The sequence below is a fragment of the Cupriavidus sp. FW306-1B-F12B genome, assembly GCF_058781795.1.
On sequence record NZ_JBYSXC010000002.1, the window covers coordinates 218,144 to 236,358 of the forward strand.

Here is an 18,215-nt window from a genome sequence, read left to right on the forward strand (position 1 = left end):
TGCCTGGACGTGCCGGATCAGAGCCCGGGGTACATGCGCTGCGGGTTGAAGATGCCGGCCGGGTCGAAAGTCTCTTTCAGGCGGCGGTGGATCGCGGCCAGCGGCGAGGCCAGCGGCGTGAACACGCCCACTGACTTGTCGCCGTTGCGGAACAGCGTGGCATGGCCGCCGGCGGCCTGCGCCACGGCGCGCACGCTTTCGGCATCGGTCTTGTCAGTGCCGTCCTCGGGCAGCCACCAGCGCTGGCCGCCGCCCCATTCGATCAGCTGTGGGCCGGGCAGCTCCAGCGGCGCGGCGATGGTGGGCACCGCCAGGCGCCACAGCGCGCGGCCCGCCTGGGCGGGGGCGAAGAACGGGTGGGTCTGCTCGCGCAGCGATTGCCACAGCGCCGCGGCTTCCGCAGCGTCCACGCGCTCGCCGCCCAGCCTGGCGCAGGCGGCGCGCACGGCGGCGGTGGCGCCGGCCAGGCGCACGTGCAGCACGCCCGCGTGCCAGGCCGAAGACGCCAGCGGCAGCGGCTGGCCGCCCCAACGGTTCAGGTGCTCGATGGCATCGGCCTGCGCCAGCTCGAAGCGCAGGGTGGCCTCGTCGAACGGTGCCGGCAGCACCTTGACCGACACTTGCAGGATCAGCCCGAGCGTGCCGAGCGAGCCCGCCAGCAGCCGCGACACGTCATAGCCCGCCACGTTCTTCATCACCTGGCCGCCGAAGTCCATCACCTCGCCGCGGCCGTCCATCAGCTGCGCGCCCAGCATGAAGTCGCGCAGCGCGCCCGCCGTTTGCCGGCGCGGGCCCGACAATCCCGCGGCCACGGCGCCGCCCAGCGTCGCGGTGCTGGGCTGGCCCGGCAGTGCGAAATGGGGCGGCTCGAAGGCCAGCATCTGGCGCTTCTCGGCCAGCGCCGCCTCGATCTCGGCCAGCGGCGTGCCGCAGCGCGCGGTGATCACCAGTTCGGCCGGGTCGTAGTCGACGATGCCGGCATAGGCGCGCGTGTCCAGCAGCTGGCCCGCGGCGGGCTGGCCGTAGAAGTCCTTGCTGCCGCCGCCGCGCAGCCGCAGCGCGGTGCGGGTCTCGGTGGCTTGCCTGACGGCGTCGCGGATGGCGTCGAGGGTGGCTTGCATATGCGTCGTGGGGTAGGGAAGGCCGGCTCAGGAGCCGGCAGGCCCGCCGGGCACTTCCGGCCGGTCGTTCTGGTATTCGGGCAGCTGGCTGCCGCAATGCTTGCAGTAGCCGGCGTCGGGTTCGTGGCCCTCGGTCAGGCAATGGGTGCAGGTGCGCGTGGTGAGCGGCCGCTTCAGGATGCTGGCGGCCAGCTCGGCGCCGACGATGCCGGTGGGGAAGGCGATGATGCCGTAGCCCAGCAGGATGGTCAGCGAGGTGATGAACTGCCCCAGCGGGGTCTTGGGCACCATGTCGCCGAAGCCCGTGGTGGTCAGCGTCACCACCGCCCAGTACATGCTGACCGGGATGCTGGTGAAGCCGTGCTGCGGGCCTTCCACCACGTACATCACCGTGCCCAGGATCACCGTGATGATGAACACCGTGCCCAGGAACACGAAGATCTTGCGGCGGCTGTTGACCAGCGCGCGGTACAGGATCTCGGCTTCCTCGAAGTACACGGTCAGCTTCAGGATCCGGAACACGCGCAGCAGCCGCAGCAGGCGCACGTCGATCAGGAAATGCAGCTCGGGCAGGAAGAAGGCCAGCCAGGTCGGCATGATCGAGACGAAGTCGATGATGCCGTAGAAGCTGAACACATAGCGCCACGGCCGGCGCACCACCAGGATGCGCATCACGTACTCAGCCGTGAAGAACAGCGTGAACATCCATTCCAGCACGGTGAACGCCAGCCCCAGGCGGTTGTTCACCGCGGGCAGGCTGTCGAGCATCACCACCATCACGCTGGCGACGATGGCCAGCAGCAGCGCGACATCGAAGAGCCGGCCCTCGCGGGTATCGGCCTCGAAGATGATGGTGTACCAGCGCTGGCGCCAGCCGGTCTCGGGCTGGCCCAGGCGCTCGCGGACGAACGCTTCCTGCTGCTGGCGTCGGCGTGGATTGGACATGGCGTGGCTCAGAAGCGCGGCAGTTCCGGGTGCGGCAGCAGGCCCCGCTTCACATGCATCTTGCCGTACTCCGCGCAGCGCGCCAGCGTGGGGATGGCCTTGTCCGGGTTGAGCAGCCGCGCCGGGTCGAAGGCGGCCTTGACGCCGAAGAAGGCGTCGCGCTCGGCGGGCGAGAACTGCACGCACATCGAGTTGAGCTTCTCCACGCCCACGCCGTGCTCGCCGGTGACGGTGCCGCCCAGTTCCACGCAGGTTTCCAGGATGTCGGCGCCGAACAGCTCGGCGCGGTGCCATTGGTCCTGGTCCGCGCCATCGAACAGCACCAGCGGGTGCATGTTGCCGTCGCCGGCATGGAACACGTTGATGCAGCGCAGGCCGTACTTTTGCTCCATGGCTTCGATGCGCCTGAGCAGCGTGCCGATGTGCTTGCGCGGGATGGTGCCGTCCATGCAGTAGTAGTCCGGCGAGATCCGGCCGGCGGCGGGGAAGGCGTTCTTGCGGCCGCTCCAGAAGCGCAGGCGCTCGGCTTCGTTCTGCGAGACCACGATGCGGGTGCAGCCCGATGCCGTCAGCACCGCGCTCATGCGTTCGATTTCCTCGGCCACTTCTTCCGGGGTGCCGTCGGATTCGCACAGCAGGATGGCGGCGGCATCCAGGTCATAGCCCGCATGCACGAACTGCTCGACCGCGGCGGTGGCGGGCTTGTCCATCATTTCCAGTCCGGCCGGGATGATGCCGGCGGCGATCACGTCCGCCACCGCATTGCCGCCTTTCTCGACATCGTCGAAGCAGGCCATGATCACCTGCGCCAGCTGCGGCTTGGGGATCAGGCGCACCGTGACCTCGGTGACCACGGCCAGCATGCCTTCGGAGCCGATCAGCACGGCCAGCAGGTCCAGGCCCGGCGAGTCGGGGGCCTCGGAGCCGAACACCACCACCTCGCCCTCCATCGTCACCGCGCGCACGCGCAGCACGTTGTGCACGGTGAGGCCGTACTTCAGGCAGTGCACGCCGCCGGAGTTCTCGCTGACGTTGCCGCCGATGGTGCAGGCGATCTGCGAGGACGGGTCCGGCGCGTAGTACAGGTTGTGGGGTGCGGCGGCGTCGGAGATTGCCAGGTTGCGCACGCCCGGCTGGACCACCGCGGTGCGCGAGTACGGATCGACCGACAGGATGCGCTTGAACTTGGCCAGCGACAGCACCGGGCCCTCGGCGATCGGCATGGCGCCGCCCGACAGGCTGGTGCCGGCGCCGCGCGGCACCACCGGCACGCCCAGCTTGTGGCACAGGCGCAGGATCGCGCAGACCTGTTCCTCGGTGTCGGGCAGGGCCACGGCCATCGGCACCTGGCGGTACGCGGCCAGGCCGTCGCATTCATAGGGGACGGTGTCTTCCGGCTTCCACAGCAGCGCGGCATCCGGCAGGATCTGCGCCAGGCCGGCCAGCAGCGCGCTGCGGCGGCCTTCGGCCGTGGCATGGGCGCCGTCGGGGGCGATGGTTTGGGCTTCGTGCGGGGCATTCATGAACGACTCCTGTGGGGCCTTCTGGATGGCGGCCGGTGCGCGGCCTGCCGGTCGCGGCAATGCAGGACCTGCCGCGGGGGACGGGTGACTATAGCGCAGGGCACCTGGCACGGGCACCACGGGACACGTGAATTCCGCATGGCAGGCCGATCAAAAATGCTCATCATGGCTGCGCGGGAAATCACTCCTGGCAGGCGGCGCAAGTCCAGCGTACACCGCAGCGCGGGTGCAGGGAAGGCGGTCCGGCCGGACTCAGCGTGCCGGCGGCTGCGGCAGGAAGCAGACCATGTCGAGCTTGTCGTGGAAGTGCGGCGCGACGTACAGCGCATCCGGCTCCAGCCCCGTGCGCACGAAGCCGAGCGACTCATACAGCCGCACCGCGCCCGCGCTGCCGGCATTGACGCACAGTGTCACCTGGCGCACGCCCGGCATGGCGGCGGCCTGTTCCATGGCCCGCTCCATCAACGCGCGGCCGAGCTTGCGGTCGCGCCAGCCCGGGGCCACGTACATGCCCCAGATAAAGGCCTTGTGCCGGTGCTTGGCGTTTTCCTCGCGCATCACCCCGACCACGCCGGCCAGCGCGCTGCCATCGCTGCCGTCGACAAAGGCGCCGAATACGGCCTTGCCCTCGGTCGCGGCCAGGCGCCCGGCGACGACTTCCAGCGGCCGGTCCTGTTCCTCTTCCAGGCTGGAAGCGAAGGCTTCCGGCGCTTCGGCCAGGCCGCGCAGCCGCAGCGCCTGGAAGGCGGCGGCATCGGCGGGGGTCAGCAAGCGGATTTCCATGAGGTCGGTCTCCTACCAGTCCAGGCTCAGCAGCCAGTCGACGAAATAGCGCGCCTCGGGCTTGAGCGGGGCCTGTTCGCGCTCGACGATGTAGTAGCCGTGCGGCGAGACCGATTCCACATCCAGCAGCCGCACCATCTGCCCCAGCGACAGCCAGTGCCGTGCCATGCGCTGGCGCACCAGCGCCACGCCCTGGTTGGACGCGATCGCCTCCAGCATCAGGCCGATGTCATTGAACTGCGGCCCGGTTTGCGGCTCGGCCCAGTCCAGCCCGGCAGTCTCGAACCACGGCTTCCACGGCTCCAGCGGACTGCGCAGCAGCACCAGGCCGTGCAGGTGCTCGGGCTTGGTGATGGCGCGGCCGTTGACGCGCTCGTAGTACTCGCGCCCGCACGCCGGGAACACCGGCTCGACCAGCAGCCGGGTGGTCTTCAGGTCGGGGTAGCGGCCGGTGCCGTAGCGGATCTCGACATCGGTGTCCTCGGCCTTGACGTCCAGGAACGGGATCGCCAGGTGCAGCTCGAGGTCGATATGCGGATACAGCGCGCCGAACTCAGGCAGGCGCGGCACCAGGTGCTGGCGCCCGAAGGTGGGCGGGATCGCCACCCGCAGCCGGGTGCGCAGCTTGTTGTATTCGGGCCGCGCCAGCTCGTTGAGCGACTTGAGCGCGTCCTGCACGTTGCGCAGGTAGCGCGTGCCGGCGGCGGTCAGCCGCAGCGCCGCGTTGGCGCGCACGAACAGGTCTTCGCCCCACAGCTCCTCAAGATTCTTGATGCGGTGCGAGACCGCGCTGGGCGTGACCGACAGCTCTTCGGCCGCGCGCGCGAAGCTGCCCAGGCGCGCCGCTGCCTCGAACGCGATCAGCAGGTGCAGCGGCGGGACGCGGTTGAACATCGAGGCCATCTGCCCGGTACGCCTTACTGCGTGCCCGCGCGCGTGGCGCTGAAGATCTTGCCCGGGTTCAGGATGTGGTTGGGGTCCAGCGCGTCCTTGATCGCGCGCATCAGGTCGAGCGCGTCCTCGCCGTGTTCTTCCACCAGGAAGCGCTGCTTGTGCAGGCCCACGCCGTGCTCGCCGGTGCAGGTGCCGCCCATCGCCAGCGCGCGCTCGACGATGCGCTGGTTGATGGCCTCGGCCTCGGCCATCTCTTCGGGCTTGTCGGGGTCGACCAGGATCGCCACGTGGAAGTTGCCGTCGCCGACATGGCCGACGATGGGGCAGGGCAGCGCCGAGGCGTTCAGGTCCTTCTCGGTCTCGGTGACGCAGTCGGCCAGGCGCGAGATCGGCACGCACACGTCGGTGGTCACCGACTTGCAGCCCGGCTTGAGCTGCAGCATGGCGAAGTAGGCGGTATGGCGCGCGTTCCACAGCCGGCTGCGGTCTTCCGGGCGGGTGGCCCACTCGAAGCCCTGGCCGCCGTGCTCGGCGGTGATCTGCTGCACGGTCTCGGCCTGCTCGCGCACGCCGGCCTCGGTGCCGTGGAATTCGAAGAACAGGTGCGGGGTCTCGGGCAGGGTCAGGTTGTCGTGGCGGTTGATGGCGCGGATCGCCAGCGCATCGACGAACTCCACGCGCGCCACCGGCACGCCCAGCTGGATGGTCTGGATCACCGCCTGCACCGCGCTGCCCATGCTGGGGAAGGCGCACACCGCGGCGGAGATCGCTTCCGGCTGCGGGTAGAGCCGCACCGTCACCTCGGTGATGATGCCGAGCGTGCCTTCGCTGCCGATAAAGAGCCGGGTCAGGTCGTAGCCCGCCGACGACTTGCGCGCCTGCGTGCCGGTGCGGATCACGCGGCCGTCGGCGGTCACCACCGTCAGCGCCAGCACGTTCTCGCGCATGGTGCCGTAGCGCACCGCGTTGGTCCCGGAGGCGCGCGTGGCGCACATGCCGCCCAGCGAGGCGTCGGCGCCCGGGTCGATCGGGAAGAACAGGCCGGTGTCCTTAATTTCCTGGTTCAGCTGCTTGCGCGTGACGCCGGGCTGCACGGTCACGGTCAGGTCCTCGGGCTGCACCACCAGCACGCGGTTCATCTGCGACAGGTCCAGGCTGATGCCGCCTGCCACCGCCAGCAGATGGCCTTCCAGCGACGAGCCGGCGCCATACGGGATCAGCGGCACGCCATGCTGGTTGCACAGGCGCGCCACCTCGGCCACTTCCTCGGTGCTGTGGGCGAAGACCACGGCATCGGGCACGGCTGGCGGGAACGGGGATTCGTCGCGGCCGTGGTGTTCGCACACGCCTGCGGAGGTGGTGAAGCGGTCGCCGAAGCGCGCCGCCAGGGCTTCGCTGAAGGCGGGCGGCAGCGGACGGCGGGCGAGGGTGGCGGGCGGCGTGGGGTGGTTCATGCGGGTCTCCGGCGGGTCGGCGCTACGGTGGTGCCGGCGGCGGCAGTCCGGAGCAAGCTCCGGTCTGGCCGGCAGGGGCGCGACCCGGTTATCGAATGGACGATGAATGGGGGTACCGGCATTCTACGCCGCGCGGCGGCTCATGCACCCTGGCGGGGCACCGCGGCGGCCGGTACTGGCCGATAGCCGCACAGCATGCGCCGGGACACAAGCGCTTGGCGCGCCGAGGCGGTCCGGCGCGATAATGCGTCTTTCCCCCTGGCGCACCGCGTTGCAGGGTGGACCACAACTAGCACACGCTTACGAGGAGACCGGCATGGGCAACCGCCTGTCCAAGATTGCCACCCGCACCGGCGACGCCGGCACCACCGGCCTGGGCGACGGCAGCCGCACCGGCAAGGCCAGCCTGCGCATCGCCGCCATCGGCGACGTCGACGAACTCAACTGCCACGTCGGCGTGCTGCTGACCGAGGCCCTGCCGGACGACGTGCGCGCCGCCCTGCTGCATATCCAGCACGACCTGTTCGACCTGGGTGGCGAGCTGTCCATCCCGGGCTACACCCTACTCAAGCCTGAGCAGGTGGCGCAGCTCGACACCTGGCTCGCCGACTACAACGCCAACCTGCCGCGGCTGGCCGAATTCATCCTGCCCGGCGGCAGCCGCGCCGCGGCGCAGGCCCATGTCTGCCGCACCGTGTGCCGCCGTGCCGAGCGCGCGCTGGTGGCGCTGGGCGCGGCCGAGCCGCTGAACGACGCCCCGCGCCAGTACCTGAACCGGCTGTCGGACCTGATGTTCGTGCTGGCGCGGGTGCTGAACCGGGCCGGCGGCGGTTCCGACGTGTTGTGGCAGCGTGATCGCGACGCGCCGGGAGGTATGGAATAGGCCACTTTCGCCGACCGCGCCGCGCCGGCGGCTTAACCTGCGGCGGCGGATGCCGTTGATAGCGTGCAGAAACCCAGAAAATTACTCGGATTTACCGGTTCTGCCCTTGAAAAGCCCCCGGACGGCCACATTTCGGCCTCAGGTTGAATTGCAGCCGCGCGGATAGCGCCGGCTCAAGAGGAGAGAATAATGGGTAAGATCATCGGTATCGACCTCGGTACCACCAATAGCTGTGTCGCGATCCTGGAAGGCAACACCCCCAAGGTCATCGAAAACTCGGAGGGTGCCCGCACCACCCCGTCGATCATCGCCTACATGGAAGACGGCGAGATCCTGGTCGGCGCGCCGGCCAAGCGCCAGGCCGTCACCAATCCGCGCAACACCCTGTACGCGGTCAAGCGCCTGATCGGCCGCAAGTTCGAAGAGAAGGAAGTCCAGAAGGACATCGGCCTGATGCCGTATTCCATCGTCAAGGCCGACAACGGCGACGCATGGGTGTCGGTGCGCGACCAGAAGCTGGCGCCGCCGCAGGTTTCCGCCGAAGTGCTGCGCAAGATGAAGAAGACGGCCGAGGACTACCTCGGCGAGCCGGTGACCGAAGCCGTGATCACCGTGCCGGCCTACTTCAACGACTCGCAGCGCCAGGCCACCAAGGATGCCGGCCGCATCGCCGGCCTGGACGTCAAGCGCATCATCAACGAGCCGACCGCGGCTGCGCTGGCGTTCGGCATGGACAAGAACGAGAAGGGCGACCGCAAGATCGCCGTGTATGACCTCGGCGGCGGCACCTTCGACATCTCGATCATCGAGATCGCGGACGTGGACGGCGAGAAGCAGTTCGAAGTGCTGTCGACCAACGGCGACACCTTCCTGGGCGGCGAAGACTTCGACCAGCGCATCATCGACTACATCATCAGCGAGTTCAAGAAGGACCAGGGCGTGGACCTATCCAAGGACGTGCTCGCGCTGCAGCGCCTGAAGGAAGCCGCTGAAAAGGCCAAGATCGAACTGTCGAGCTCGCAGCAGACCGAGATCAACCTGCCGTACATCACGGCCGATGCCTCGGGTCCGAAGCACCTGAACCTGAAGATGACCCGCGCCAAGCTCGAATCCCTGGTGGAAGAGCTGATCACGCGCACCATCGAGCCGTGCCGCATCGCCATCAAGGACGCGGGCGTCAAGGTCAGCGACATCGACGACGTGATCCTGGTCGGCGGCATGACCCGCATGCCCAAGGTGCAGGAACAGGTCAAGGAGTTCTTCGGCAAGGAAGCGCGCAAGGACGTGAACCCGGATGAAGCCGTGGCCGTCGGTGCCGCGATCCAGGGCTCGGTGCTGTCGGGCGACCGTACCGACGTGCTGCTGCTGGACGTGACGCCGCTGTCGCTGGGGATCGAGACCCTGGGCGGCGTGATGACCAAGATGATCACCAAGAACACCACCATCCCGACCAAGCATGCGCAGGTGTTCTCGACCGCCGACGACAATCAGCCGGCGGTGACCATCAAGGTGTTCCAGGGGGAGCGTGAAATGGCCTCCGGCAACAAGCTGCTGGGCGAGTTCAACCTGGAAGGCATTCCGCCCGCAGCGCGCGGCACGCCGCAGATCGAAGTGTCGTTCGACATCGACGCCAACGGCATCCTGCACGTGGGCGCCAAGGACAAGGCGACCGGCAAGGAAAACCGGATTACCATCAAGGCGAACTCGGGCCTGTCGGAAGACGAGATCCAGCGCATGGTCAAGGACGCCGAGGCCAACGCCGAGGAAGACAAGAAGGCCCGCGAGCTGGCTGATGCCCGCAACCAGGCCGACGCGCTGATCCACTCGACCAAGAAGGCGCTCACCGAATACGGCGACAAGCTGGAAGCCGGCGAGAAGGAAAAGATCGAAGCCGCGATCAAGGAACTGGAAGACGCCGCTCGCGGCGGCGACAAGGCCGAGATCGATGCCAAGGTCAACGCGCTGTCCGAAGTCAGCCAGAAGCTGGGCGAGAAGGTCTACGCCGACATGCAGGCCAAGGCTGGCGAAGGCGCCACGGCCGGTGCCGCTGCCGGTGCCGGCGCGGCCGGTGGCCAGCAGGCGCAGCCGCAGGACGACAACGTTGTGGACGCCGAATTCAAGGAAGTCAACGACAAGAAGTAATCGGGACACGCGGGCGGCGGTGCAGGCACTGGCCGGCACCGCTCCCGCCCCGACGCCGGGCGCGGCCATCGGACCCAGCGGGAAACCGCCGTCGGATGCCTCGCTCGGCTTTTTTGCTATTCGCCGGTATCGCGCCGCATGTGCGTGCCGGCCAAAAGGGTTTGAGCCACCATGGCAAAACGTGACTATTACGAAGTGCTCGGGGTAGGCAAGAACGCGAGCGACGACGAGATCAAGAAGGCTTATCGCAAGCTCGCGATGAAGTACCACCCGGACCGCAATCCGGAAGGCAAGGACGGCAAGATCGCCGAGGAAAAATTCAAGGAGGTCAAAGAGGCCTACGAGATGCTTTCCGACCCGGAGAAGAAGGCGGCCTACGACCAGTATGGCCATGCCGGTGTCGACCCCAATATGGCGGGCGGCTTCGGCGGCGCGCAGGGCTACGGCGGTTTCGCCGAGGCCTTTGGCGACATCTTCGGCGACATCTTCGGCCAGCAGGCCGGCGGCCGTCGCGGCGGCGGTGGCCCGCAGGCCTATCGCGGCGCCGACCTGCGCTACAGCATGGAGATCTCGCTGGAGCAGGCCGCGCACGGCCACGAGGCGCAGATCCGCGTGCCGCACTGGGACGACTGCGACCACTGCCACGGCAACGGCGCGGAGCCGGGCTCGAGCGTGGAAACCTGCCCGACCTGCCACGGCGCCGGCCAGGTGCGCGTGTCGCAGGGCTTCTTCACTATGCAGCAGACCTGCCCGAAGTGCCACGGCAGCGGCAAGTACATCCCCAAGCCGTGCACCAAGTGCCACGGCCAGGGCAAGCTGAAGTCGCAGAAGACGCTGGAGGTGAAGATCCCGGCCGGCATCGACGAAGGCATGCGCATCCGCTCGTCCGGCAACGGCGAGCCGGGTATCAACGGCGGCCCCCCGGGCGACCTGTATGTGGAAGTCCACATCAAGGCGCACCCGATGTTCGAGCGCGACGGCGACGACCTGCACTGCCAGATGCCGATCTCCTTCGCCACCGCGGCGCTGGGCGGCGACCTGGAAGTGCCGACGCTGAGCGGCAAGGCCACCTTCCCGGTGCCTGAAGCCACCCAGTCCGGCAAGACCTTCCGCCTGCGTGGCAAGGGCATCAAGGGCGTGCGTTCCGGCTATCCGGGTGACCTCTATGTGCATGTGAACGTGGAGACGCCGGTCAAGCTGACCGAGGCGCAGAAGGACATGCTGCGCCAGTTCGACCGCTCGGTGCATGAGGGCGGCTCGCGCCACAGCCCGCAGGAGCAATCCTGGCTGGACAAGGTGAAGAGTTTCTTCAGCTGACCGGGTTTGCAGTATCGGACCGGCCACGTGCGAGCGTGGCCGGTTTTGTTTTTGGCGCGCGATAATGCCAAGGTTGTCCCCACCGCTCCTTTCCTGACGATTTCCCCGTGGTAGCAAGCATCCAGCCCCCGCCCTCTCCCCCGGCCCCTCTCCCGCAAGCGGGCGAGGGGAGCACACCGCCAGCAAGCGGAGAGGCCTTCGTCCTTCTCGACGACGCCACGGCCCCGGCGGCGCAAGCCGCATCACGCCTCTACACCGGCTTCATCCGTGAAGACGTCTTGCCCGCCGGCAGCGACATCGCGCAGCTCGACACCATGCTTGCCGACGGCTGGCGCCAGGGCTGGCATGCCACCCTGTTTGCCCCCTACGAATTCTCCGGCGCGCTGGTCGATGCCCCGGTGCACACTGGCAAGGCGATGCCGTTCCACGACGGCGCGCTGCGCCTGCTGTGGTTCCGCAACCTGCGCCGGCTCGATGCCGCGGCGGTCACGGCGTGGCTGCAGGCGAAAGCCGACCCCAGGCCGGCGGGCCTGATGGGCGTGGCTTCCGATACCTCCCGCGAGGTTTTCGACGACGCCGTCGCCCGCATCCACCAGTGGATCGAAGCCGGCGACACCTACCAGGTCAACTACACCCAGCGCCTGCACTTCGATGCCTTTGGCGACCCGGTGGCGCTGTACGCCGCGCTGCGCGCCGCGCAGCCGGTACCGTATGGCGTGCTGGCCAGCCTGCCGGATGGCGCCACGGTGCTGTCGCTGTCGCCCGAGCTGTTCGTGCGCCACGACGGCCAGGGCCACCTGCTGACCCGGCCGATGAAGGGCACCGCGCCGCGCTCGGGCGATGCCGTGCGCGATGCGCAGGCCGCCGCCGCGCTGGCCGCCGATGCCAAGAACCGCGCCGAGAACGTGATGATCGTCGACCTGCTGCGCAACGACCTGGGGCGCATCGCGCAGCCGGGCAGCGTGGCGGTGCCGGAGCGCTTTGCGGTGCAGCCGTTTGGCGCGGTGCTGCAGATGACCTCTACCGTCACCGCGACGGCGCGGCCCGGCACGCGCTTTGGCGCGCTGATGGCGGCGCTGTTCCCGTGCGGCTCCATCACCGGCGCGCCCAAGCGGCGCACCATGCAGATCATCGCCGAACTGGAAGGCACGCCGCGCGGGCTGTACACCGGGGCGATCGGCTGGATCGATGCGCCAACCGACGAAGGCACCGCGGGACCGTTCGCGCTGTCGGTGGCAATCCGCACGCTGGTACTGGCGCCTCTCGCGGATACCGGCCTGCGCGCGGGTGAAATGGGCGTGGGCGGAGGCATCGTCCATGACAGCGTCGCGGCGGAGGAATTCGATGAGTGCGGCTGGAAGGCGCGTTTCCTGACGCGGCACGATCCCGGCTTTACGCTGTTCGAGACCATGCGCGTGCAGGACGGCGAGTGCCTTTACCTGGCGCGGCACCTTGCGCGCATTGGCGCTTCGGCACATACGTTCGGCTTCGCTTTCGATGCCGATGCGGCACGCAACGCGGTGGCCGCGCAGGTAGCGCAGCTGGGCACGGGGAGATGGCGCCTGCGTATGAGCGTGGACAAGCGCGGCGCGCTCGCATTTGCCAGCGGCGCGGTGGTACCGATGCCGGCCGGTCCGGTCAGGATCGATATCGCCCCCGAGCCACTACCCGCCGCCGATCCGCTGCGCCGCCACAAGACCAGCGCGCGCGCAGTGTTCGATGCGGGCTGGCAGGCCGCCGAGCGTGCCGGTGGCTTTGACCGGCTGTTCTTCAACACGCGCGGTGAACTGCTGGAAGGCGGGCGCAGCTCGGTCTTCGTCCGCATCGATGGCCGCTGGCTGACGCCGCCGCTGTCGGCCGACATCCTGCCCGGCGTGATGCGCGCGGTGGCGCTGGACGAGGGTGGGGCGGCGCTGGGCGCCCCCGGCGAAGCGGTGACGGAAGCGGTGATCACGCGCGCGATGCTCGCGCGCGCCGAGGCCATCGTCCTGGTCAACGCCTTGCGCGGCGCGATGCCGGCGACGCTGGGCCAGTAAGCCTGAAGACTAAGGGTGGTGCGTGTCCAGCACGCCGTCGCCCAGCTTCCAGCGCACCACGCCCGGCAGGTTGATCAGCTCGCGGTCGTGGCAGATCATCACCACGGTGCGGCCTTCCGCGGCCAGGTCGCCGACCAGCCCAATCACCTGCTCGCGCGCATGGCCGTCCAGGCTCGAGGTAGGCTCATCCAGCAGCAGCAACTCCGGCTCCAGCACCTTGGCGCGCGCCAGCGCCACGCGCTGGATCTCGCCGCCCGACAGGTATTCGGGCGCGGTGTCCTGCAGGTGCGACACGCCGGCCCAGCCCAGCGCCTCGCCCACGCGGCGGGCGATTTCGTCGCGCGGCATCCCGCGTGCGTGCAGGCCGTAGGCGATGTTCTCGCGCACCGAGGTGCGGAACAGGTACGGATGCTGGTGCAGGTAGGCAATGCGCTGGCGCAGCGCCGGCGGCAGCGGGGAGAGGGGGGCGTCGTGCGCCTGGCCGTGCGCGTCGGTCCACTGCGCGCTGGCGCCGGGTGCCGGCTCCAGCCCGGCCAGCATGCGCAGCAGCGTGGTCTTGCCGGCGCCGTTCATGCCGGTCAGCACGATCGCGGTGGCGCGCGGGATCACCAGCCTGTCGATGGCAAAGAGCTTGCGCAGGCCGATGGTGCGCGCCAGTCCGCGCACAGTCAGCAGCGGGCTGTGGTCATGGGCAACCGAGGGTGTCATCGGCGGAAGCCTCCGGCACCCTGCAGCCAGGCCATGCCGATATTGACCAGCAGCGCCAGCGCCACCAGCACGATGCCCAGCGCAATGCCCTGGGCGAACTCGCCCTTGCTGGTTTCCAGCGCAATGGCCGTGGTGATGGTGCGGGTGGAGCCTTCGATATTGCCGCCGATCATCAGCGCCGAGCCGACCTCGGCAATCACGCGCCCGAAGCCGGCGACCACCGCCGCCATCAGCCCGAAGCGCAGTTCGCGGATCACCGTCAGGAAGGTGCGCCAGCGCCCGGCGCCCAGCACCCAGGCGGTCTCGCGCAGGCGCACGTCGGCGCCCTGCAGGGTCGACAGCGCAAACGCCAGCACCACCGGGAAGCCGATCACTGCCTGCCCCAGCACCATGCCCGCCGGCGTGAACAGCAGGTGCAGGCTGCCCAGCGGGCCCTGGCGCGTCAGCAGCAGGTAGAGGACCAGCCCGACCAGCACGGTCGGGAACGACAGGAAGGCCTGCGCCACCACCACCACCGCACGCCGGCCCGGGAACTGCCGCGTGGCGATCAGCCAGGCCGCGGCGATCGCCGGCACCGTGGCCAGCGCCAGTCCCAGCACCGCCACCATCAGCGAGGTCCAGACGATGAACCACAGGCCGGCGTCGCCGCTGGCCAGCAGGCGGAAGGCGTCGGCGGTGGCGGTGCCGATCTCCACCGGCTCAGGCGGAGAAGGTGTGCTCGGCGGCGGGGAAGCTGCCGTCCTTGACGGCGGCCACGTAGGCGCGCACGGCCGCCTCGATCGAGGCCTGGCCGTCCATGAAGTTGCGCACGAACTTGGCCTTGCGGCCCGGGTAGATATTGAGCATGTCCTGCAGCACCAGCACCTGGCCGGAGCAGTCCGCGCCCGCGCCGATGCCGATGGTGGGGACCGTCAGCGATTGCGTGATCTCGCCGGCCAGCGCTGCGGGCACCGCCTCCATCAGCACCACCTGCGCGCCGGCGGCCTGCAGCGCCAGCGCGTCGCGCTTGAGCTGGGCCGCGCCGGCGTTGGTCTTGCCCTGCACCTTGAAGCCGCCCAGCGCGTGCACCGACTGCGGCGTCAGGCCGATATGCGCGCATACCGGGATGCTGCGCTCGACCAGGAACTTGACGATCGGCGCCAGCCAGTCGCCGCCTTCGAGCTTGACCATCTGCGCGCCGGCCTTCATCAGCGTGACCGCGCTGGCAAACGCGGCCTCAGGCGTGGGATAGGTGCCGAACGGCAGGTCCGTCAGCAGCAGCGAGGTCTGGTTGCCGCGCGCCGCGCATTCGGTGTGGTAGGCCATCTGTTCCAGCGTGACCGGCAGCGTGGTCTGCTGGCCCTGCATCACATTGCCCAGCGAATCGCCGACCAGGATCATTTCCACGCCGCAGTAGTCGAGCAGCGCGGCGAAGCTGGAGTCGTACGCGGTCAGCATGGCGATTTTCTCGCCGGCGTCACGCATCGCCTGCAGTTTGGGAATCGTGATGGTCTTGCGGGAGGGATCGAGGAGGTAGCTCATGGCAGTGCCCATATAGGACGGCTTTGCCGGTGCCGGGAGGGCCGCCCGCACGGCAACGACAGCCGTCGTTATTGTGTTGGGTCTGGCAGGCGGAGCCTGTCAGGGCGCAGCGAGATTGAGAAAGGCCTTGCGGCCGCGCATGTTTTCGATGCGCGACAGTAGTGTACGGAAATCGTCATCATTGTCCACCGGATTGAAGTGGGCGGTGTCGACCACCATCACCGGGGCGTCGTCGTACCGGTGGAACAATTCGCCGTAGGCGCTGGCCAGGCGCTGCAGGTAGTGTTCGTCGATGCCGGCCTCGCCGGGCTCGCCGCGGCGCACGATGCGCTCGCGCAGGAGCGACGGGGTGGCCTGCAGCACGATCACCAGGTCGGCGCGCTGCGGCGGCAGGTCAAGGCGTGCGGCGATGGCGTCGTAGAGCGCCAGTTCGTCGTCGGACAGCGTCAGCGCCGCGTGCAGCCGGTCCTTGGCCATCAGGAAATTGGTGACCATGCGCTGTCCGGCCAGCACCCCCGCCTGCCATTGCTGCAGCTGCACCGCGCGCTGGGTCAGGCACCACAGCTGCAGCGCCAGCGCATGGCGCGCGGGATCGCGGTAGAAGGGTTCGAGGAAGGGGCTGCGGCGTGCGCTGTCGGGCAGCTCCTGGGCCTGCAGCGTGCGCGCCAGGCGCTGGGCCAGCGAGGTCTTGCCGGATCCGACGGGGCCTTCGACGACGATGCGGCGCAGGTGATCGAGCATGGCGCTCCGGGCTTCAGTGGGGTGGAAGGCTGCGCCGCGGGCGCCGCCGGGCGGGGTCAGCCAGGGCTGCCGCCATCGCCGGTCTCGCCAGCGGCGGCCTGCATGCGCAGGCACTTGCAGGTAGAGACCTTCTCGATGCGCTGCGCGCCCACGCCGGCCAGGTAGTCGGCGGCGCGTCCGCGCCCGGGGATGGCCAGCGCGGCGTCCAGCTCCAGCAGCGGTACCAGCGTGAAGGCGCGCTCGGTCAGGCGCGGGTGCGGCACCGTCAGGTGCTCGTGGTCGTGCTGCTCGTCGCCGAACAGCAGCAGGTCCAGGTCCAGCGTGCGCGGCGCGTTGCGGAACGGACGCTCGCGGCCGAACTGGTCCTCGATGTGGTGGCAGATGCGCAGGAGCTGCGCCGCGGTGAACGAAGTCTGCACCTTGACCACCGCGTTGTAGTAGTCGTCGCCGCCGGCATCGACCGGGGCGGTGCGGTAGAGCGATGAGCGCGCCAGCACCGTGATGCCGACCTGCTGGGCCAGACACACGATGGCGTCCTTGATGGCCTGGCGGGCATCGCCAAGATTGGCCCCGATGCCGATGAAGGCAAGCGTCATTTAGGTTTCCTCCGGCTGGCCGGGGCCGGCATGTGCTGCCTCGCCCGCGTCCGTGTCGCTCCGGGAAGACACTTTATCCGATTTCCGCGGACCGCGCCGGCGGCGCTTCTTGCGTGCCGGGCCTTCGCCCTCGGCGCCCTGGCCACCCTGACTGCCATGACCACCTTGACCACCTTGACCACCGGGGCCGCGCGCGCTGCGTACCGCGTCGATCAGGTCCTCGCGCTCGCCCGGGTCGGCGTCCTGGAAGTCCTGCCACCAGGCGGCCAGTTCCTCGGGCAGCTCGCCCGACTGGCAGCGCAGGTGCAGGAAGTCAAAGCCGGCACGGAAGCGCGGCGACTCCAGCAGGCGGAACGGCATGCGGCCCACGCGCTTTTCAAAGCGCGGCTGCATGCCCCAGATATCGCGCATGTCGGTGACGAAGCGGCGCTGGATCGCCAGCTGGCCGGTCTGCTTTTCCAGCACCATGTCCATGGCGGTGTTCAGCGCGGCAATGGCGTGCTCGCCCTCTTCGCGCAGCCTGGTCCAGCGCTGCAGCACGTGGTGCCACAGCAGCGCGGCGAACAGGAAGCCCGGCGAGACCGGCTTGCCGGCCTGCACGCGGCGGTCGGTGTTGTCCAGCGCCAGCTGCACGAAGCGCTGGCCCATGGGCTGCTCCAGCGCCACGTCCAGCAGCGGCAGCAGGCCCTGGTGCAGGCCTGCCTTGCGCAGCTCCTGCAGCGAGGCCCAGGCGTGGCCGGACATCAGCAGCTTGAGCATCTCGTCGAACAGGCGCGCGCTGGGCACGTTGTGGATCAGCGACGCCAGGCCGGCGATCGGGTGGCGCGTGGCCTCGTCGATGTCGAAGCCGGTCTTGGCGGCGAAGCGCACCACGCGCAGCATCCGGATCGGGTCTTCGCGGTAGCGCGTGACCGGGTCGCCGATCATGCGCAGCGTGCGCGCGCGGATGTCTTCCATGCCGTGATGGTAGTCATGCACGGTCTGCGCGGCCGGGTCGTAGTACATCGCGTTGATGGTGAAGTCGCGGCGTTCCGCGTCTTCGGCCTGCGAGCCCCACACGTTGTCGCGCAGCACCCGGCCCGAGGCATCGATCGCATGGGTCTTGCTGTCGAGCTCGGCGCGCTTGAGGCGGCGGCCTTCGGGCAGGGTCTCGCTGGCGATGGCGTCGACCAGCGCGCGGAAGGTCGAGACCTCGATGATTTCCTGCTCGCGCCCGCCGTAGAAGGTCACGTGCACGATCTGGAAGCGCCTGCCGATGATGCGCGAGCGCCGGAACAGCGCCTGCACCTGGTCGGGCGTGGCGTTGGTCGCGACGTCGAAATCCTTGGGCTTGATGCCGAGCAGCAGGTCGCGCACCGCGCCGCCCACGATGTAGGCCTGGTAGCCGGCCTGCTGCAGCGTGGAGGTGACCTTGACGGCATTGCGCGACAGCAGCGCGGGGTCGATCTGGTGTTCGTCGGCGCCGACGATGCGCGGCGTATGGGCGCGGCCGGTGCGGCGCAGCTTGGGGCTGGGTTTGCCCAGCAGCCGGGTAATGAGCTTCTTGATCAC

16 protein-coding genes are annotated in these 18,215 nt (G+C 69.0%); 4 read left to right on the forward strand and 12 right to left on the reverse strand.

Features of this window, described 5'->3' with window-relative positions:
* Positions 1 to 17: 17 nt before the first annotated feature.
* From glcE to AC3WLE_RS04340, 6 genes are all read right to left on the reverse strand, one after another.
* Positions 18 to 1,121, reverse strand: a complete 1,104-nt coding sequence (gene glcE / locus AC3WLE_RS04315; protein ID WP_492357523.1) for a glycolate oxidase subunit GlcE — start codon at positions 1,119 to 1,121, stop codon at positions 18 to 20.
* 27 nt (positions 1,122 to 1,148) lie between these two features.
* On the reverse strand, positions 1,149 to 2,066 hold the full coding sequence (locus tag AC3WLE_RS04320; protein ID WP_492353250.1) for an ion transporter: 918 nt from the start codon (positions 2,064 to 2,066) through the stop codon (positions 1,149 to 1,151).
* Positions 2,067 to 2,074: 8 nt separating this feature from the next.
* Entirely contained in the window at positions 2,075 to 3,589 is a 1,515-nt protein-coding gene (locus AC3WLE_RS04325) for an FAD-linked oxidase C-terminal domain-containing protein (protein WP_492357524.1), read from the reverse strand.
* Positions 3,590 to 3,841: 252 nt separating this feature from the next.
* Positions 3,842 to 4,372 (reverse strand): GNAT family N-acetyltransferase, encoded by a 531-nt coding sequence (locus AC3WLE_RS04330; protein ID WP_492319629.1) that lies wholly within the window; start codon positions 4,370 to 4,372, stop codon positions 3,842 to 3,844.
* A 12-nt stretch (positions 4,373 to 4,384) separates the two neighbouring features.
* Positions 4,385 to 5,275: a LysR substrate-binding domain-containing protein gene (locus AC3WLE_RS04335; RefSeq protein WP_114133744.1), complete on the reverse strand. Its 891-nt coding sequence runs from the start codon at positions 5,273 to 5,275 to the stop codon at positions 4,385 to 4,387.
* Positions 5,276 to 5,289: 14 nt separating this feature from the next.
* A complete protein-coding gene (locus AC3WLE_RS04340) occupies positions 5,290 to 6,720 on the reverse strand; it encodes an FAD-binding oxidoreductase (protein WP_492357525.1) in 1,431 nt (476 codons plus the stop codon).
* 316 nt (positions 6,721 to 7,036) lie between these two features.
* Between AC3WLE_RS04340 and AC3WLE_RS04345 the strand changes: the two genes are divergently transcribed.
* The 4 genes from AC3WLE_RS04345 to AC3WLE_RS04360 all read left to right on the forward strand — a co-directional run bounded on the left by AC3WLE_RS04345 (position 7,037) and on the right by AC3WLE_RS04360 (position 13,098).
* A complete protein-coding gene (locus tag AC3WLE_RS04345) occupies positions 7,037 to 7,603 on the forward strand; it encodes a cob(I)yrinic acid a,c-diamide adenosyltransferase (RefSeq protein ID WP_492357526.1) in 567 nt (188 codons plus the stop codon).
* A 189-nt stretch (positions 7,604 to 7,792) separates the two neighbouring features.
* The gene (dnaK, locus tag AC3WLE_RS04350; protein WP_010815035.1) at positions 7,793 to 9,745 is read left to right on the forward strand and encodes a molecular chaperone DnaK; all 1,953 of its coding nucleotides are present in this window, start codon (positions 7,793 to 7,795) and stop codon (positions 9,743 to 9,745) included.
* Between the two features lie 171 nt (positions 9,746 to 9,916).
* Entirely contained in the window at positions 9,917 to 11,062 is a 1,146-nt protein-coding gene (dnaJ, locus tag AC3WLE_RS04355; RefSeq protein WP_492319632.1) for a molecular chaperone DnaJ, read from the forward strand.
* 107 nt (positions 11,063 to 11,169) lie between these two features.
* Positions 11,170 to 13,098, forward strand: a complete 1,929-nt coding sequence (locus tag AC3WLE_RS04360; protein WP_492363563.1) for a chorismate-binding protein — start codon at positions 11,170 to 11,172, stop codon at positions 13,096 to 13,098.
* A gap of 9 nt (positions 13,099 to 13,107) precedes the next feature.
* Here AC3WLE_RS04360 and AC3WLE_RS04365 read toward each other — a convergent pair whose 3' ends face one another.
* The 6 genes from AC3WLE_RS04365 to pcnB all read right to left on the reverse strand — a co-directional run bounded on the left by AC3WLE_RS04365 (position 13,108) and on the right by pcnB (position 18,215).
* Complete coding sequence (locus AC3WLE_RS04365) at positions 13,108 to 13,806, reverse strand: ATP-binding cassette domain-containing protein (protein WP_010815031.1); 699 nt, start codon at positions 13,804 to 13,806, stop codon at positions 13,108 to 13,110.
* Positions 13,803 to 14,501 carry an ABC transporter permease gene (locus tag AC3WLE_RS04370; protein ID WP_010815030.1) on the reverse strand — a complete coding sequence of 233 codons (699 nt, stop codon included), beginning with the start codon at positions 14,499 to 14,501 and terminating at the stop codon, positions 13,803 to 13,805. The genes AC3WLE_RS04365 and AC3WLE_RS04370 overlap by 4 nt, the downstream gene beginning before the upstream one ends.
* Before the next feature lie 4 nt (positions 14,502 to 14,505).
* On the reverse strand, positions 14,506 to 15,327 hold the full coding sequence (gene panB, locus AC3WLE_RS04375; protein ID WP_492357326.1) for a 3-methyl-2-oxobutanoate hydroxymethyltransferase: 822 nt from the start codon (positions 15,325 to 15,327) through the stop codon (positions 14,506 to 14,508).
* 99 nt (positions 15,328 to 15,426) lie between these two features.
* On the reverse strand, positions 15,427 to 16,068 hold the full coding sequence (locus AC3WLE_RS04380; RefSeq protein WP_492357325.1) for a deoxynucleoside kinase: 642 nt from the start codon (positions 16,066 to 16,068) through the stop codon (positions 15,427 to 15,429).
* Positions 16,069 to 16,124: 56 nt separating this feature from the next.
* On the reverse strand, positions 16,125 to 16,664 hold the full coding sequence (gene folK, locus AC3WLE_RS04385; protein WP_010815027.1) for a 2-amino-4-hydroxy-6-hydroxymethyldihydropteridine diphosphokinase: 540 nt from the start codon (positions 16,662 to 16,664) through the stop codon (positions 16,125 to 16,127).
* Positions 16,665 to 18,215 carry a polynucleotide adenylyltransferase PcnB gene (gene pcnB / locus AC3WLE_RS04390; protein WP_492357324.1) on the reverse strand — a complete coding sequence of 517 codons (1,551 nt, stop codon included), beginning with the start codon at positions 18,213 to 18,215 and terminating at the stop codon, positions 16,665 to 16,667.

What these genes read in the sequence shown, in the direction of transcription:
- AC3WLE_RS04320 (WP_492353250.1), bottom strand. Translation starts at nt 2,066, where the DNA reads ATGTCCAATCCACGCCGACGCCAGCAGCAGGAAGCGTTCGTCCGCGAG.
- AC3WLE_RS04380 (WP_492357325.1), bottom strand. Translation starts at nt 16,068, where the DNA reads ATGCTCGATCACCTGCGCCGCATCGTCGTCGAAGGCCCCGTCGGATCC.
- AC3WLE_RS04340 (WP_492357525.1), bottom strand. Translation starts at nt 6,720, where the DNA reads ATGAACCACCCCACGCCGCCCGCCACCCTCGCCCGCCGTCCGCTGCCG.
- AC3WLE_RS04325 (WP_492357524.1), bottom strand. Translation starts at nt 3,589, where the DNA reads ATGAATGCCCCGCACGAAGCCCAAACCATCGCCCCCGACGGCGCCCAT.
- AC3WLE_RS04335 (WP_114133744.1), bottom strand. Translation starts at nt 5,275, where the DNA reads ATGGCCTCGATGTTCAACCGCGTCCCGCCGCTGCACCTGCTGATCGCG.
- dnaJ (WP_492319632.1), top strand. Translation starts at nt 9,917, where the DNA reads ATGGCAAAACGTGACTATTACGAAGTGCTCGGGGTAGGCAAGAACGCG.
- panB (WP_492357326.1), bottom strand. Translation starts at nt 15,327, where the DNA reads ATGAGCTACCTCCTCGATCCCTCCCGCAAGACCATCACGATTCCCAAA.
- dnaK (WP_010815035.1), top strand. Translation starts at nt 7,793, where the DNA reads ATGGGTAAGATCATCGGTATCGACCTCGGTACCACCAATAGCTGTGTC.
- AC3WLE_RS04365 (WP_010815031.1), bottom strand. Translation starts at nt 13,806, where the DNA reads ATGACACCCTCGGTTGCCCATGACCACAGCCCGCTGCTGACTGTGCGC.
- glcE (WP_492357523.1), bottom strand. Translation starts at nt 1,121, where the DNA reads ATGCAAGCCACCCTCGACGCCATCCGCGACGCCGTCAGGCAAGCCACC.
- AC3WLE_RS04345 (WP_492357526.1), top strand. Translation starts at nt 7,037, where the DNA reads ATGGGCAACCGCCTGTCCAAGATTGCCACCCGCACCGGCGACGCCGGC.
- AC3WLE_RS04330 (WP_492319629.1), bottom strand. Translation starts at nt 4,372, where the DNA reads ATGGAAATCCGCTTGCTGACCCCCGCCGATGCCGCCGCCTTCCAGGCG.
- folK (WP_010815027.1), bottom strand. Translation starts at nt 16,664, where the DNA reads ATGACGCTTGCCTTCATCGGCATCGGGGCCAATCTTGGCGATGCCCGC.